Source organism: Geomicrobium sp. JCM 19055, from assembly GCF_000698185.1.
Classification (GTDB): Bacteria; Bacillota; Bacilli; order Bacillales; family Marinococcaceae; genus Geomicrobium_A; species Geomicrobium_A sediminis.
The window spans coordinates 1-14,866 of sequence record NZ_BAXL01000012.1; the positions used below are offsets into that span (position 1 = coordinate 1).

Here is a 14,866-nt window from a genome sequence, read left to right on the forward strand (position 1 = left end):
CCCATGCACCCGCTTGCTACACCCATGCACCCGCTTGCTACACCACTCTACCACCACCACCAAAAACCAACGCTTTTTGGCGGTGGGTTCGGTACACATTTATCGGGTGTGTTTATTCATTTCTTGGATTGCGGCTTTTTCGAGTCGGGATACTTGGGCTTGGGATATGCCGATTTCTTCGGCGACTTCCATTTGTGTTTTCCCTTGGAAAAAGCGCATGTCTAGTATTTTCTTTTCCCGTTCGTTTAGACGGATCATTGCTTCTTGGATGGCAATGTGCTCGACCCATGTGGAGTCTTTTTCTTTTTCGTCGCTAATTTGGTCGAGGACGTAGATTGGGTCGCCGCCATCATTGTAGATTGGCTCGAATAATGAGACGGGGTCTTGAATGGCGTCTAATGCGTAGACGACTTCTTCTTTTGGTAGGTCTAATTCTTTTGCTATTTCCATTACGGTCGGTTCGGTCGTGCGGTCTTTTTCTGCCATGAGGCGGTCTCTGACTTGTAATGCTTTGTACGCGGTGTCACGTAATGAACGCGAAACGCGAATCGGATTGTTGTCGCGTAAGTAGCGGCGGATTTCTCCGATAATCATCGGGACAGCGTACGTTGAAAACTTGACGTTGTGGCCTAAGTCAAAATTATCGATGGATTTCATCAGTCCTATGCAGCCGACTTGGAATAGATCGTCGACATATTCGCCACGATTGTTAAAACGTTGAATGACGCTAAGTACGAGTCGTAAATTTCCGTTTACGAGTGTTTCTCGTGCAGATTCTTCTCCGGATTGGAGCTTTTGGAAAAGGATGCGCATTTCATCGTTTTTAAGTACAGGTAATTTAGACGTATCAACTCCGCAGATCTCAACTTTGTTGCGTGTCACATATGTTCCCTCCCACGGCGTCATCGCAGTGAACGGTTCGTTCTTCCTGCTCACGTTCAGTATGTCCGCGGGAGGACTTTTTATGCGATCAATCTTTTCGTTTTATCTTTCAGATAGACAATAAATGGTATAAAAATGGCGGTAATCCTTCGCTTTTTCATTAAACCATTTTATTAAATTCTTTTCTTAGGCGACGAATAATTCGTTTTTCTAGTCTTGAAATATATGATTGAGAAATTCCTAACATATCTGCGACGTCCTTTTGTGTCTTCTCTTTCGTACCCGCAAGTCCAAATCTCAGTTCCATAATTTGTTTTTCACGGGGGTTGAGTGTTGTTAACGCGCGGCGCAATAATGATTTATCTACTTTATCTTCAAGATCTCGTGTAATGATATCTTCTTCGGTTCCCATAACATCTGATAATAATAATTCATTTCCGTCCCAATCAACATTTAACGGTTCATCGAATGAGATTTCAGAACGGGTTTTGTTGTTGCGTCGCAAATACATGAGAATTTCATTTTCGATACACCGCGATGCGTATGTTGCTAGTTTGATTTTTTTCTCGGGATTAAATGTGTTCACCGCTTTAATAAGGCCAATCGTTCCTATACTAATCAAATCTTCAATGTTAATGCCGGTGTTTTCGAACTTCCGAGCGATGTAGACAACAAGGCGTAAGTTCCGTTCAATGAGGCGACTGCGTACTTCAGGATCACCGTTTGGAAGCTTTTCTAAAAGCTCTGCTTCTTCTTCTTTGCTAAGAGGTGGAGGCAACGCTTCACTGCCGCCGATGTAGTACACTTCGTCGGGTTTAATGCCTAGTTTTTGGAGTAGCTTATACCAATGAATCGTAAGTTTCATCTTGGATTTCTTCCACAATGTAAATCCCCCTCCGTTCGGCTTTATTCAGCTGGCACCATTTCAGGTGGGATGATGCATTGAAAACGATCTTCTGATGATACAGCGCGCGTTTCAAATGCAATCAATGCCCGATTTAAAATGTGAGACGAGTCACCACTGACCATTTCAATTTCTGCTGCTTGGATCGCAAATAAAAATCCATGTTCTTTGCCGATCGCTTGATATGGGATGATTCGAACATTTTCATTCCAAGGATTTTCTCCTTCAGTCCCTTCAGCGTTCAACCATGTTGAGAAGCTTTCGAGTGATTCATTCGTTAAAACAGATTCAAGAACGGAAAGAGTCGCAACCATAACTGGCTTTCTCGTAATGGGATCTTTCAAGTGGTTTCCGGTGTCAATGAGTGCTTTTGCATAAACGGATTCAACGATACCGTCCATTTGAATGCGAACGTTTATGATTTTATTTTCATTGCGTTTCTCTTCTTTTAGTGAGTGTTTTGTAATTTGCGTTAAGAGAATCACAACGGGTAATGTGGATAAGACGAGCAGCCCGTGCATATGATCTAACGTAGCCCAGCTTGAGGTCTGTTTCCACGTGTGTAGTAATTGTGATGATTGCCAAAACCACGTCATCGCAATAACGGCCCCGCCAGATAACAATGAAATGACATAAAACGTAAACGTCGTTTTAATGAACCGCGCGAATCGCTTAAAACCAAAAGCAAGGTATACGGTACAGATACAAACGATTACTTGGCTCACTGGATGCAATAACATTGCACCGTAGTCGGTTAACCATAGAAATAGCGGTAAGCTCGTAATGAGTGCGACAAACAATACTCTGAAAAGAGAGAATTCATATCCTTGCCATTTGCCAGTCATGTAAAGGAGACTAGCAGTAACGACCGTATTTAATCCATAGATGACATCTATGTATAAGGTCAATGAACGCCCACTCCCTCCTCTCTAGACGGTTTCTGTTTTTCCTTGATTACTAGTATAGAGAGAATCGATTTCGAAGTATGTCATTTTCTCAGAGCATGTCTCTTACTCTTTTTACACGTTTACGTATAAATGTGTCGAAATCCACGGCGACGTTGTAAGGAACGTCTGATTAATCACGATTTCACCATTCGACAATGCAAACATAAAAAAATAAGAGTCCAATAATTGGACTCTTATTTCTTATCTTCTTCTTCGACGATTGCGTAGAAACGCTGGTACGTCGATCGATTCGTCTTCTTGTTGTGGCTCTGGTTGTGGCGACTCCTCGTAAACTGGTTGTTGTCGTTGTTCACGCGTCGGCTCCACTTCTTCACGTGGTGCTTGTTGGCGTTGCATCGATGAACCGCGAACTTTTTGCTGTTTCGCTTTCTTATCAGCAACGTCATCAAAACCAGTCGCGATAACTGTTACGACGATTTCTTCTTTCAGATTTTCATTGATTACGGAACCGAAGATCATGTTTACTTCAGGATCCGAGGCATCGGAGACAATCTCCGCTGCTTCATGAACTTCAAACAAGCTCAAGTTCGAACCGCCCGTAATGTTCATGAGTACCCCTTGCGCTCCGTCTACAGACGTTTCAAGGAGTGGACTTGATATCGCCTTCTTTGCCGCTTCAGCTGCACGGTTCTCACCAGTTGCAATACCAATACCCATAAGTGCTGAACCTTTTTCACTCATGACTGTCTTCACGTCGGCAAAGTCTAGGTTGATTAAACCAGGAGTAGCAATTAAATCCGAGATCCCTTGTACACCTTGACGAAGAACGTTGTCTGCTTCACGGAATGCTTCAAGCATTGGCGTGTTCTTGTCAACAATCTCAAGCAAGCGATCATTTGGAATTACGATCAGTGTATCAACTTTTTCCTTGAGTGCTTCAATTCCGTCCTTTGCATGAGTCGAACGTTTCTTTCCTTCAAAAGAAAATGGTCGAGTGACGACACCTACCGTTAGCGCGCCGATTTCTTTGGCAACTTCTGCAATGACCGGTGCTGCTCCTGTTCCTGTACCTCCACCCATTCCAGCGGTGATAAATACCATGTCAGCACCTGTTAAACATTCTTCGAGCTGCTCTTTGCTTTCTTCTGCTGCTTTCTTTCCAATATCTGGGTTCGCTCCTGCACCTAAACCACGCGTCAACTTTCCACCTAATTGTAGTTTCGTTTCCGCTTGTGATAATTGCAATGCTTGAGCATCTGTGTTTACAGCAATAAATTCTACGCCTTGTAGACCGTTTTCGATCATTCGGTTTACCGCGTTGGAACCGCCGCCTCCGACCCCAATAACTTTAATTTGGGCGAGTTGGTCCATGTCCATTTCAAACTCTAGCATCTCAGGTCCCCCTCATCAGTCAAATGTGCCTGTCCTATTCAAAAAACACTTTAAAGAAGTTACGTACGCGTTTTTTTTACGCCAGGGCTATCTTCATTCGATTCTTCTACTTCATTCGCAGAATGTCTTGATTTGCGATTTTGTTCTACTTTTGGTTGTGCGGATTCAGTTGTCGCAGCGACCATCTCTTTATTATGCATTCTAACATGCTTGTGAGCAAATTCAATGAGTCCAACTGCATTTGTGTACCGTGGTTCTCTGACACCGATATAATCTGGAATCGCCATCCGGACGTTTCGACCGAGTACATCACGAGCAAGCTCGAGTGTTCCAGGAAGCATAACTCCGCCACCTGTGAGTACGACTCCTCCAGGAATATCACCTTCTGCATCTAACGTATCGTTTACGAGTTCGAAGATCTCTTCCATACGAGGCTCAATGATGTGAGCAAGATCTCGTTGCGAATATTCTTCGCCACTACCTTGACCCATCGGTGTAATTGTCGTAGTGACTTCATCACTACTGTCATCAATAAATGCATGACCGTGTTCCGTTTTCAATTGTTCAGCTTGTGTCATTGTCGTGCGCAACCCAACAGATAAATCATTGGTGACATGTGATCCGCCAATTGGCATCACATATGTTGAGTGCAAACCACCGTTCTTAAAATAAGAAATGGTCGTTTGGCCACCACCAATGTCTACGAGTGCAACACCGAGCATTCTTTCATCGCTTGATACAGCAATTTCACCTGCAGCAAGTGGCTGCAAGAAGATGTCTGTAATTTCAAGGTTCGCTTTTTCAACGCATCGAAGTAAGTTATGTAAAACGGTTTTTGATCCTGTGACCAATAACCCTTCCATTTCCAAACGAACTCCGATCATCCCAGTTGGATCTGTAATTCCGTCATACCCATCAACGATGTATTGTAAGGGTACGATATCAACAATTTCACGATCGTGAGGAATGCTCACGACTGAAGCTGCATCGGTAACGCGATCAATATCTTCTGCTGTAATTTCTTTGTTTGGACTTGATACAGCTACGATTCCGTGTGTTTGATGGAGATCAATGTGGTTTCCGTTAATGCCGACAACCACTTGTTTAATTGACATCCCTACCATTCGCTCTGCTTTATCGACGGCTTCTCGAATTGCATTTACAGTGGCATCTATGTCAACGACTGCACCTTTTTTTAATTCCAGTAGAAGCTGCATTGCCTACTCCAATAATGTTCAACATTCCTGCTGACATTTCCCCGATCATGACACGTACCTCGGCTGTACCAATATCAAGACTGACATAAATTGTGTTGTTGTCCATGAACGGTACCTCCTACTTGTAATGAAACGGCTTCGTTTCTATTACATTTCTTCTTAGTAATGAACCGAAATAAAATGACTACCGTTCTTCTTTAATTCGATTCGGGGATGTGAAAATCCTTTATCAGTTGTGAAAAAGAATTACTATGTACAAGTCTACACTAGAATTGGTAAGGAGGAAAGCGAAAAACGCTCTAGATAAACGCTAGCACGAAAGCCACAGTTCCCAAATGGGAACTGTGTCCATTAGATCAGTTATTTTCTCCTTCTTCAATGGGCTCTTCTGTAACTGGTTCTTCCTCAGTTTCTAGCCCACCATCACCCGTATCAATGTGCTCTTCATGAATCTCCCGGCATACTCTTCAGGATTAAACGCTTCAAAGTAAGGGCTCATTTTCATGTGTAAAATTCCGTCCGAAGGCTCTGAGATTTGCCTTGCAACCGTTGGATAAGGCGCCATGTAGCTTGCGAAGTTTTCAATCGTCGTTTCTACTTCAATTCCGTCATTCATGAATAAGCGAAGAAGTGTAGGATCGTCATCACTCGGATGAATCTCCGATATGTGATTGATCATTCCGCTACCAAGCTTGTCCAATTCAACGAAAAACGCTTCTAACAGCTCTTCGTTTTGCCAGTTAAAAATAATTGGTGCATCACTTGGATAGGTGTCGAGCGATTGTTCTTCCATTAATTTCCCATTCCCATAGACGGGAATAAATTGATCGTTGTTATGCAAATAAGCCGTACGATCCGTTCTTGGACAATAATGCGTAATGTTGTCGGGAGGATCGTTCAATTGTCGCTTCTTCAATGTATGGAATCTGTTCAACTCGCTCTTTTGCACTACCGAGCGATTGTGACCATATGCTCTCACCACTTACGAGTGCACTTTGATCAATAATCTCACGAGTTTCTCCAGTGTAATTTCCTTCAACTTGAATTTGCTGCACATGACTTAGAGGAGATTGAAAGTAGACGACGATCCCAATAAGGATAAAGAAGATACTTAAATAAAAAATGAGACGGCGGTTGGCTCGCTTTTTCCTCTGTTCTTTTAACGCTGGTATTCGGTCGCTCACAGAGACGACATTTTGTTTGTCTGCCATAGAAATGTCCTCCTACCGTCCTACAGCCCTGCTGTTATTCTTTGACTAATGTTTGAATGACTTTGATTAAACGATCACTCGCATCAGGTGTTCCTGCTTTTTGTGCTGCAAGCTTCATGCTGCTTTGCGTTTCTCCGTCAAAAATGTTGCGTAAGTCAGAAGCAAACTGTTCTGCTCCCCATTCATTTTCTTTACGAACAATTGCTGCACCTGCTTTTTCAAGCGCTCGTGCATTGTGTTCTTGATGGTTGTTTGTTACATACGGACTTGGAATCAGAATTGATGGAATCCCAATTGCTGTAATTTCTGAGAGGGTCGTTGCACCAGCACGACTCACGATTGCATCGACACTTTTTAAAACGCTCGGCATATCTGAAATGAACGGACGAATCACAACGTGTTGATTCGTCTCAATCGTTTCTAGTTGCTCTTTCACTTTATCATAATGAACGTCACCCGTAACATAGAGAAATTGACAGATTTTGTCTTTTAACTGCGGAAGTGCTTCCAAAAACGCTTCATGAATCGGTCTTGCGCCTCGACTACCTCCGACAATCAATACAGTAGGTACATTCGCATCCAGTCCATATTCATTTTGTAAATCGACGTTGTCTGCACGTAACGCTTCTTGAGCTCTTGGATTTCCAGTGTATACCGTCTTTTCTTTTGGAAAATAGTTCGTCGCCTCATCAAAGCACGTCGCGACACGATCGACGTATCGACTCAAAAATTTATTCGTTAGTCCAGGAACACTGTTTTGTTCATGAATGATCGTTGGAACGTTTAACTTCGCAGCCGCATACATCACAGGACCCGCAACGTAGCCGCCTGTTCCAATCGCCACATCTGGTTGAAACGAACGAATTAATGATTTCGCTCGTTTCGTACCCGTTAAAAAGCGCTTAATCGTTTTCACATTTTCGAAGGAAAGCTTTCGCTTAAATCCACTAATCTCAATCGTATCAAACGGCAATGGATGGTTCGGAACGATGTTTGCTTCTAATCCATTGGACGTACCGATATATAAGAAATGAGCGTCTGGGTACTGACGTTTAATTTCATTTGCAAGGGCAAGTGCAGGGTAAATGTGACCGCCTGTACCTCCACCAGTTAATAATACTTTCATTTTCCCACCTAATTTCAAAATATTAAACGCTTCTTGCGTGAGCGCTAATGTTTAATAGAATCCCTAAAGCAACGAGCATGAGCGTAAGCGACGAACCACCATAACTTAAGAGCGGCAGCGTAATCCCTGTTACTGGAATTAAGCCGATGACAACGCCGATGTTAATCGCTACTTGTACGAAAAGCATACCAACAATTCCGACCGCAAGATATGTGCCGAATGAATCAGGAGCAAGCAATGCAGCTCGAATCCCTCTCCATAAGATGACTGTAAACAAGAAGATCACCATGCTCCTGCAATAAAGCCACCTTCTTCTGCAATCACGGCAAATATAAAATCCGTTTGAGGCTCGGGTAAGTAAAAGTATTTTTGTCTACTTTCACCAAAACCCATTCCAAACAATCCGCCTGGTCCAATCGCATAAAGTGATTGAATAATTTGAAACCCTGTTCCGAGTGGATCGCTCCACGGATCTAAAAACGATGTGATTCGATCAATCCGGTAAGGTGCAGATGCTATCAACCTACAAATCCTAATACGCCAATCCCACCGAGGACAGCAAAATGCTTAATCCTTGCTCCTGCAACGAATAAAATGATAAATGATGTTGCTACCATGACCGCTCCAGTACCTAAATCCGGTTGCAGCATAATCATGCCAAACGCTACAAAGATCGTTGCAAGCAGTGGCAAAAGCCCTTTTTTAAAGGACGACAGCAGTTGATTGTTGTTAGAAAGCCAGTGGGCCAAAAAAACCAATCATCGCAAGTTTCATAAACTCCGACGGTTGAATAGAGAAAGCACCTACACCAATCCAACTCTGAGCACCACCCCGAATTAAGCCGACGCCAGGTATGAGCACGAGAATAAGTAAACCAAAGCAGACAAAAAGTGCAGGTACGACATACCTTCTCATCTTCCAATAGTCAAAGTGCATCATAATGATGAGGCCAATGACACCGACAAATGCAAAGAGCGCTTGTCGCTTGGAGAAATAGAACGGATCGTTAAAACGATACTCCCCCAAGCGGCACTCGCACTGTACACCATAATAACCCCGATAATTAGCAATGCACCAATGGCAAATAATAGTAAACCATCGACCGGTTGTTTTGTATTTTTCACAGTTTCACCCCGTCACAACGCTGATTATGCTGTTCTTGTTTGAACAGTCCTAATACAGCTTATGACGCGTGTTGCCGTAACATGTCCACCCTTTATTGAATTGCTTCAACAGCTTTCAAAAACGCTTCTCCACGCTCTTCAAAGGTTTTAAACTGATCCCAACTCGCACAAGCTGGAGATAGTAAAATAACGTCACCTTCGTCAGAGATTTCATACGCTTGTTCAACCGCTTCTTCAATCGTTTCATGTAGACCAATCGACTGAACACCTGCCGTTTGACCAGCACGCTTTAACTTCTCTTTCGTCTCACCATACGTCATAAGTGCTTTTACACTCGTTAAACTGGAGACGAGTTCATCAAACTCATTGCCACGATCCAATCCGCCTGCAATGAGTACAATTGGCTCGTTAAAGGCGCGTAGCGCTTTATCAGTCGCTAATATGTTCGTTGCTTTACTATCGTTATAGACTCTTCGTCCATTCAACTCTTTAACGAATTGCAATCGATGTTCAACACCACTAAATGACATTAACACGTGAGCAATCGCTTCTTTGTTAATGTTGCACGTCGTAGCGACGGCGATCGCTGCGAGGATGTTCTCCAAATTGTGCATGCCTGGGAGTACGATCTTGTCAATAGCAATGATCGGCTCGCCATCAACTTGAATGACTTTCTTATTCTCATCTAAACTCACACCGTTTGATAACGTGGACTGGAGTGAGAACGGTAGCGCTTTTGCTTTAGAACGGTTTGCAATTTCCTTTACCGTTGGATCATCTTCGTTGTAAACGAGCACGTCAGTAGCATCTTGAAAAGCGGTGACGTTTGCTTTTGAATCAACATAATCGTCTTTTGTACCATGATAATCCAAATGAGCGTCGAAGATGTTTAACAAGACGGCAACTTCTGGCTTAAAGTTAATCGTTCCTTTTAACTGGAAACTAGACACTTCTGTGACCATATAGTCGTCTTCTTGAACCTTCTCTGCAACTTCACAAGCTGGCAAACCGATGTTTCCTGCTAAAAACGCTCGTTTATCGTCTGCAGCAATCATTTCTTCGATTAACTTTGTCGTTGTCGTTTTACCATTCGAACCTGTAATCGCAATGAGCGTTCCTTTAAGAATCTCACCCGCGAGCTCTACTTCAGTTACAACTGGAATGTTTTGTTGAATAGCTCCAAAAACGATTGGATTATCATAACGAATGCCCGGATTTTTTACGATAAAAGCTGGATTTTGTTCAAGAAGGTGCGGGGGATGCCCTCCGGTTACAAACGTAACCCCGAGGGCTTCTAATGCTTCAACGTTGTTTAACTCTTCTTTTGGCTTGTATTCATTAACGACAACATTTGCGCCATGCTTTATAAGAAGGCGAGCAGCCGCTTCACCGCTTCTAGCAAGCCCTAAAATTAAAATGTATTTATCTTGCAATTGGTTCATCATCATAAATCTAACACCCCAATGTATACGCCAAGCACCGCAAAGATTAATCCAGCGATCCAAAAGACGATAACCACTTTCCATTCAGACCAACCGACAAGCTCGTAATGATGATGGAGTGGACTCATCTTAAATACTCGCTTCTTCGTTAGCTTATAAGACGTTACTTGAATGATGACAGAAAGCGTCTCAATGACGAACACAGCACCAATTAAGACGAGAAGAATTTCCATCTCAATCAAAATTGCAATCGCCGCAATCGCACCACCTAATGCAAGGGACCCTGTGTCACCCATAAATACTTTTGCTGGGTGCGCATTAAAGACGAGGAAACCGAGTACCGCACCAACAACTGCCGCTGAGAAGATCGCAACTTCTGTAAATCCAGCAGCCCATGCGAGCACGGTGAAAGCACCAAATGCAATTGCAGATGTACCTGCAAGCAGTCCATCTAGGCCATCCGTTAAATTCACAGCATTGGAAGCACCGACGAGCATCACTGCAACGAGCAGCAAGTACAACCAACCGATATCAATGGATAGTGAAGTAGCTGGAATGTGCACACTCGTAGAAAATTCATATTGACGAAGTACGAAATAAAAGATCGCAGCAACGACAAGTTGTGCTAGTAGTTTTTGTTTTGAATTTAAACCGAGGTTTCGTTTCATGACAACTTTAATAAAGTCATCAAGAAATCCGACGAGACCAAAGGCTACGGTTACGAGCAACAATAACCATATGCGGTAATCGAGCTCTAGTTGAGGTACGAACGCGATGACGATAAACACCGTCAAAACGATACTAATGAGTACAACGATGCCTCCCATCGTTGGCGTACCACTTTTCTTTTGATGACTTTTTGGTCCTTCGTCGCGAATGCTTTGCCCAAACTTCATACGGTGAAGCATCGGAATAAACAATGGGGAAAGAGCAACGCATAAAACAAATGCAGTTGCAATCGCGATGAGTATAACGGGTTCAAACATGTAAGCTCTCTCCTTTCACCATTGTTTACGCTTGGCTTAACCGTTTCATAATCGCTTCTTTCGCAACTTCACGATCGTCAAAATCATGAAATACGCCGTTTACTTCTTGATACGTTTCGTGACCTTTACCAGCAATGACAATCACGTCATCTTTCGTTGCTTTAGAAATCGCATAATCAATCGCTTCCGTTCGGTTCACGATCACTTCATAACGATTTGTTTGTACACCTGCAACCATGTCACGCAGAATATGTTCTGGATCTTCTGATCTCGGGTTGTCACTCGTGAAAATCGCGAGATCTGCAAAGCTCTCAGCAATTCTAGCCATTTCTGGACGTTTCGTACGATCACGATCGCCACCACAACCAACAACGACATAGACATTTTTCGTTGCAAGGTCTTTAACGGTTTGCATAATGTTGTCAAGGCTGTCTGCAGTATGAGCATAATCAACAATAACAGCATAATCTTGGCCTAGATTCACCGTTTCAAATCGACCCGGAATTGGCTTACTTGCTTCTAAGCTTGATTTAATCGTCTCTAGGGAAATCCCCGAGACGTACGCTGCACTAGCTGCTGCTAACGCATTATAGACGTTAAACCTACCGACCATTTTAAGATCGAGGTCGATCGATTGATCGCCAATTTCTAACGTAAAAAAATGTACCTGAAGGCGTTTGACGTAAGTTCTTCCCGCGAACATCCGCTTTATCACTTAGTCCATACGTAATGACTGGAGCTGCTGTTGCTTGCATGAGTTCTGCACTCACTGGGTCATCGATGTTTAAAACGGCTGCTTTTAACTCATCCGCGTATCGGTTCCCGAGTTGAGAGAATAATAAACTCTTTGCGTGCTTATAATTGTCAATGGTTTCATGATAATCTAAGTGGTCAGCAGTCAGGTTCGTAAAAACAGCTACGTTAAAGTCCGTCCCACGAACACGGCCGAGTGCGAGCGCTTGTGAACTCACTTCCATTGCCACATCTGTGACGCCTGCATCAGCCATGTCACGGAAGGTTTTTTTGTAATAGCAATGATTCTGGCGTTGTGTTCTTTGATTCAAACGTCTCGTTCGCATACTTTGTATACAATGTTCCGATTAAACCTAATGAACGTTTTGCTTCGTTAAAGATGTTTTCAATTAAGTGTGTTGTTGTTGTCTTTCCGTTCGTTCCTGTTACTCCGATCACATTTAATTGCTTTGTCGGATCGTCATAAAACTTCGCCGCGATTTGAGCCAATGCACGATACGAATCTTTTACGACAATAACTGGAATCGAAACGTTAAGTACCTCTTCAGCGATAATCGCACTTGCACCTTTTTGCTCGGCTTGTTCGGCGAACTGATGACCGTCCACTGTAAAGCCTCGAAGTGCAACGAAGACGACCCTGATTGAATTTTTCTAGAGTCCATTTCTACAGATGTAATTGTAGGGTTATGTGAAGTTGATTTTTGGAAGACGAGTAGGTCTTCGGTTAGATCATGTAATTTCATTTTTACCACTCACTTTCATTCTCACAAGCAATTATTATATCATTAATAGCTTCTTATATGGTTACAATTTCTAAGTACACGCAAAAAAACTTACGAAAGACTCTTATGTATAAGCAATCAGCCAAGGAAATTAGTCCCTTGGCTGTTCTTCATCCCCCATAAAGATCCGGACTGTAGATCCTTCTTCCACTCGTTCGCCTGCTGCTGGTGATTGACGTTGGATAAATTCACCATTTCCTTGGATATCAAGTTCTAACGGATAACTCGCATCGTGAATGTCTCGAAGGGTCAATCCAGTAAGATCAGGAACTTCCAAAACCGGTACGTCCGTCCACGTTAATTTCTTCTCGATTTGATCCTCTCGCTTAGGCACACCGATCGCTTCTAAACTATCACCAATAATCTTACCTGCAATCGGTGCGGAAACAACGCCACCGAACTGAACCGTGTTTTTCGGATTGTCTACAGCGACGTAGACGACGATTTGTGGATCATCTGCTGGGGCAAATCCAATAAATGAAACGATATGATTGTTTTCCAAGTATCGACCACCAGAAGCCTTTTGAGCGGTACCTGTTTTCCCACCTACTCGGTACCCATCAACAAATGCTTTTCCACCTGTGCCTTGAGCGACTACGTTCTCAAGGGCACGACGCACTTCTTTAGACGTCTCTTCTGAGATGACGTTACGTTTTGCAATTGGCATTTGACTGTCGATCACCATATCTGTATCAGGGTTAATCCAATCTTTTGCAATAAACGGTTGGTATAACGTTCCACCATTTACTGCTGCGGCAACGGCGGCAACTTGTTGAATCGGTGTAACGGCAACCCCTTGACCGAATGCGGTCGTCGCACGTTCGAGTGGACCGACGTTTTCTTCTTTAAATAGAATGCCAGATCCTTCACCGTCCATATCAATGCCTGTCTCTTCACCGAAACCAAAAGCTCGAATGTAATCAAACAACTTCTCTGTACCTAAGCGCTCCCCAAGAACAACAAAGCCTGGGTTACAAGAGTTTTGTACAACTTCTAGAAACGTTTGACTGCCATGCCCACCTTTTTTCCAACAGCGAAGCCGATGTCCTGCTACTTCAATTGACCCACTGTCGTAATAATGATCGTTATCTAAGTCAACTTTATTCTCTTCTAGTGCTGCTGCAAGCGTTATGATTTTAAACGTTGATCCGGGTTCATACTGCGCCCAAATCGGGCGGTTCTGATTGTAAATCTCTGGTGATACGGCTTGATAATCGTCTGGGTTAAAGTGAGGGCGACTGGACATGCCAAGGACTTCTCCAGATTGTGGATCCATCGCAATCGCGAGCGCACCGTCTGGGTTGTACGTTGCTTCTGCATTATCAAGCTCACGTTCAATAATCTTTTGCACCCGATTGTCGATCGTTAACTTTACGTCCATTCCATTTTGTGGCGGTTGGTATTGATCAGCCATGTCTGGAAGACGACGACCTTGTGCATCTGAGAAGAAGGATACGTGACCACTTTGTCCTGCCAATTTCTCGTCATAAAAACTTTCCAAACCGACTAGGCCTTGATTATCGATACCAGCGAAGCCGAGTACGTGTGCGAGGTGTTCACCTTGTGGGTAATGACGTTTATTGTCTTCAACAATATATACACCTGAATGGCGCATTTTACGAATATCACTAGCCACCTCTTGATCGATTTTACGTCCATCTGGATTAATTCTTACGATTGAGCTGTTCTCAGTCACTTGACGGTAGATTCGCTCTTTGTCTCCGTCTAGTAAATCTGCAAGCATTGCCGCCGTTTCTTCAGGATGATCGATTTGCCGTGGAACGACGAGCACGGACGGTGCACTAACATTCGTTGCTAACACTTCACCGTTTCGATCAAGGATCTCTCCTCGTTCTGCTTCAAAAGGTAAATCACGCTCCATGAATCTTCAGCAGCTCCTGTAAGCCAACCACCAAGACCAAACTGTACATACCCTAGTCTTGCCATTAATACAATTGCCAAAACGAGGCCAATGATTAAAAAGAAAAAGAGGCGTTTACGTACGAGCGTTTTTGTTATTTTTGACATAAAAGGGCCACCTTTAACGAGAGGTTCAAAAAAAAGGAGGGCTAATGTGTAGCGTATACGTTCGACGCTTTTCAAAAGTCCTCCGATTACGGTCTGTCCCTTTTACGATAT

General features: G+C 43.3%; 11 protein-coding genes and 3 pseudogenes. All 14 read right to left on the reverse strand.

Going from position 1 to position 14,866, the window contains the following annotated elements:
* Nucleotides 1–99 precede the first annotated feature (99 nt).
* The 14 genes and pseudogenes from sigG to JCM19055_RS11470 all read right to left on the reverse strand — a co-directional run bounded on the left by sigG (nt 100) and on the right by JCM19055_RS11470 (nt 14,755).
* On the reverse strand, nt 100–882 hold the full coding sequence (sigG, locus tag JCM19055_RS11415; RefSeq protein ID WP_042359814.1) for an RNA polymerase sporulation sigma factor SigG: 783 nt from the start codon (nt 880–882) through the stop codon (nt 100–102).
* Nucleotides 883–1,042: 160 nt separating this feature from the next.
* Nucleotides 1,043–1,747: an RNA polymerase sporulation sigma factor SigE gene (gene sigE / locus JCM19055_RS11420; protein WP_042359894.1), complete on the reverse strand. Its 705-nt coding sequence runs from the start codon at nt 1,745–1,747 to the stop codon at nt 1,043–1,045.
* Nucleotides 1,748–1,788: 41 nt separating this feature from the next.
* On the reverse strand, nt 1,789–2,694 hold the full coding sequence (locus JCM19055_RS11425) for a sigma-E processing peptidase SpoIIGA (RefSeq protein ID WP_042359815.1): 906 nt from the start codon (nt 2,692–2,694) through the stop codon (nt 1,789–1,791).
* 240 nt (nt 2,695–2,934) lie between these two features.
* The gene (ftsZ, locus tag JCM19055_RS11430; protein WP_042359816.1) at nt 2,935–4,086 is read right to left on the reverse strand and encodes a cell division protein FtsZ; all 1,152 of its coding nucleotides are present in this window, start codon (nt 4,084–4,086) and stop codon (nt 2,935–2,937) included.
* Nucleotides 4,087–4,145: 59 nt separating this feature from the next.
* On the reverse strand, nt 4,146–5,303 hold the full coding sequence (gene ftsA, locus JCM19055_RS11435) for a cell division protein FtsA (protein ID WP_370543091.1): 1,158 nt from the start codon (nt 5,301–5,303) through the stop codon (nt 4,146–4,148).
* On the reverse strand, nt 5,263–5,409 hold the full coding sequence (locus tag JCM19055_RS31670) for a hypothetical protein (RefSeq protein ID WP_370543092.1): 147 nt from the start codon (nt 5,407–5,409) through the stop codon (nt 5,263–5,265). Before JCM19055_RS31670 ends, ftsA begins: the two co-directional genes overlap by 41 nt.
* Before the next feature lie 306 nt (nt 5,410–5,715).
* Complete coding sequence (locus tag JCM19055_RS23760; protein WP_193745397.1) at nt 5,716–6,204, reverse strand: cell division protein FtsQ/DivIB; 489 nt, start codon at nt 6,202–6,204, stop codon at nt 5,716–5,718.
* A complete protein-coding gene (locus JCM19055_RS23765; protein ID WP_052366250.1) occupies nt 6,137–6,514 on the reverse strand; it encodes a cell division protein FtsQ/DivIB in 378 nt (125 codons plus the stop codon). The genes JCM19055_RS23760 and JCM19055_RS23765 overlap by 68 nt, the downstream gene beginning before the upstream one ends.
* A gap of 34 nt (nt 6,515–6,548) precedes the next feature.
* Nucleotides 6,549–7,640 (reverse strand): undecaprenyldiphospho-muramoylpentapeptide beta-N-acetylglucosaminyltransferase, encoded by a 1,092-nt coding sequence (murG, locus tag JCM19055_RS11445; RefSeq protein WP_042359895.1) that lies wholly within the window; start codon nt 7,638–7,640, stop codon nt 6,549–6,551.
* 22 nt (nt 7,641–7,662) lie between these two features.
* A pseudogene (gene spoVE, locus JCM19055_RS11450) lies at nt 7,663–8,764 on the reverse strand (stage V sporulation protein E).
* A 92-nt stretch (nt 8,765–8,856) separates the two neighbouring features.
* Nucleotides 8,857–10,212: a UDP-N-acetylmuramoyl-L-alanine--D-glutamate ligase gene (gene murD / locus JCM19055_RS11455; protein ID WP_265182054.1), complete on the reverse strand. Its 1,356-nt coding sequence runs from the start codon at nt 10,210–10,212 to the stop codon at nt 8,857–8,859.
* Nucleotides 10,209–11,192, reverse strand: coding sequence for a phospho-N-acetylmuramoyl-pentapeptide-transferase (mraY, locus tag JCM19055_RS11460; protein WP_042359817.1), 984 nt, complete (start codon nt 11,190–11,192; stop codon nt 10,209–10,211). Before mraY ends, murD begins: the two co-directional genes overlap by 4 nt.
* 25 nt (nt 11,193–11,217) lie before the next feature.
* A pseudogene (locus JCM19055_RS11465) lies at nt 11,218–12,688 on the reverse strand (UDP-N-acetylmuramoyl-L-alanyl-D-glutamate--2,6-diaminopimelate ligase).
* A 130-nt stretch (nt 12,689–12,818) separates the two neighbouring features.
* Nucleotides 12,819–14,755, reverse strand: a pseudogene (locus tag JCM19055_RS11470) (stage V sporulation protein D).
* Nucleotides 14,756–14,866: the final 111 nt, after the last annotated feature.

Bases quoted from the DNA above. Each gene is read 5' to 3' on its own strand.
- sigE (WP_042359894.1), bottom strand. From the start codon at position 1,747: ATGAAACTTACGATTCATTGGTATAAGCTACTCCAAAAACTAGGCATT.
- ftsZ (WP_042359816.1), bottom strand. From the start codon at position 4,086: ATGCTAGAGTTTGAAATGGACATGGACCAACTCGCCCAAATTAAAGTT.
- ftsA (WP_370543091.1), bottom strand. From the start codon at position 5,303: ATGCAGCTTCTACTGGAATTAAAAAAAGGTGCAGTCGTTGACATAGAT.
- JCM19055_RS31670 (WP_370543092.1), bottom strand. From the start codon at position 5,409: ATGGACAACAACACAATTTATGTCAGTCTTGATATTGGTACAGCCGAG.
- JCM19055_RS23765 (WP_052366250.1), bottom strand. From the start codon at position 6,514: ATGGCAGACAAACAAAATGTCGTCTCTGTGAGCGACCGAATACCAGCG.
- murG (WP_042359895.1), bottom strand. From the start codon at position 7,640: ATGAAAGTATTATTAACTGGTGGAGGTACAGGCGGTCACATTTACCCT.
- murD (WP_265182054.1), bottom strand. From the start codon at position 10,212: ATGATGATGAACCAATTGCAAGATAAATACATTTTAATTTTAGGGCTT.
- mraY (WP_042359817.1), bottom strand. From the start codon at position 11,192: ATGTTTGAACCCGTTATACTCATCGCGATTGCAACTGCATTTGTTTTA.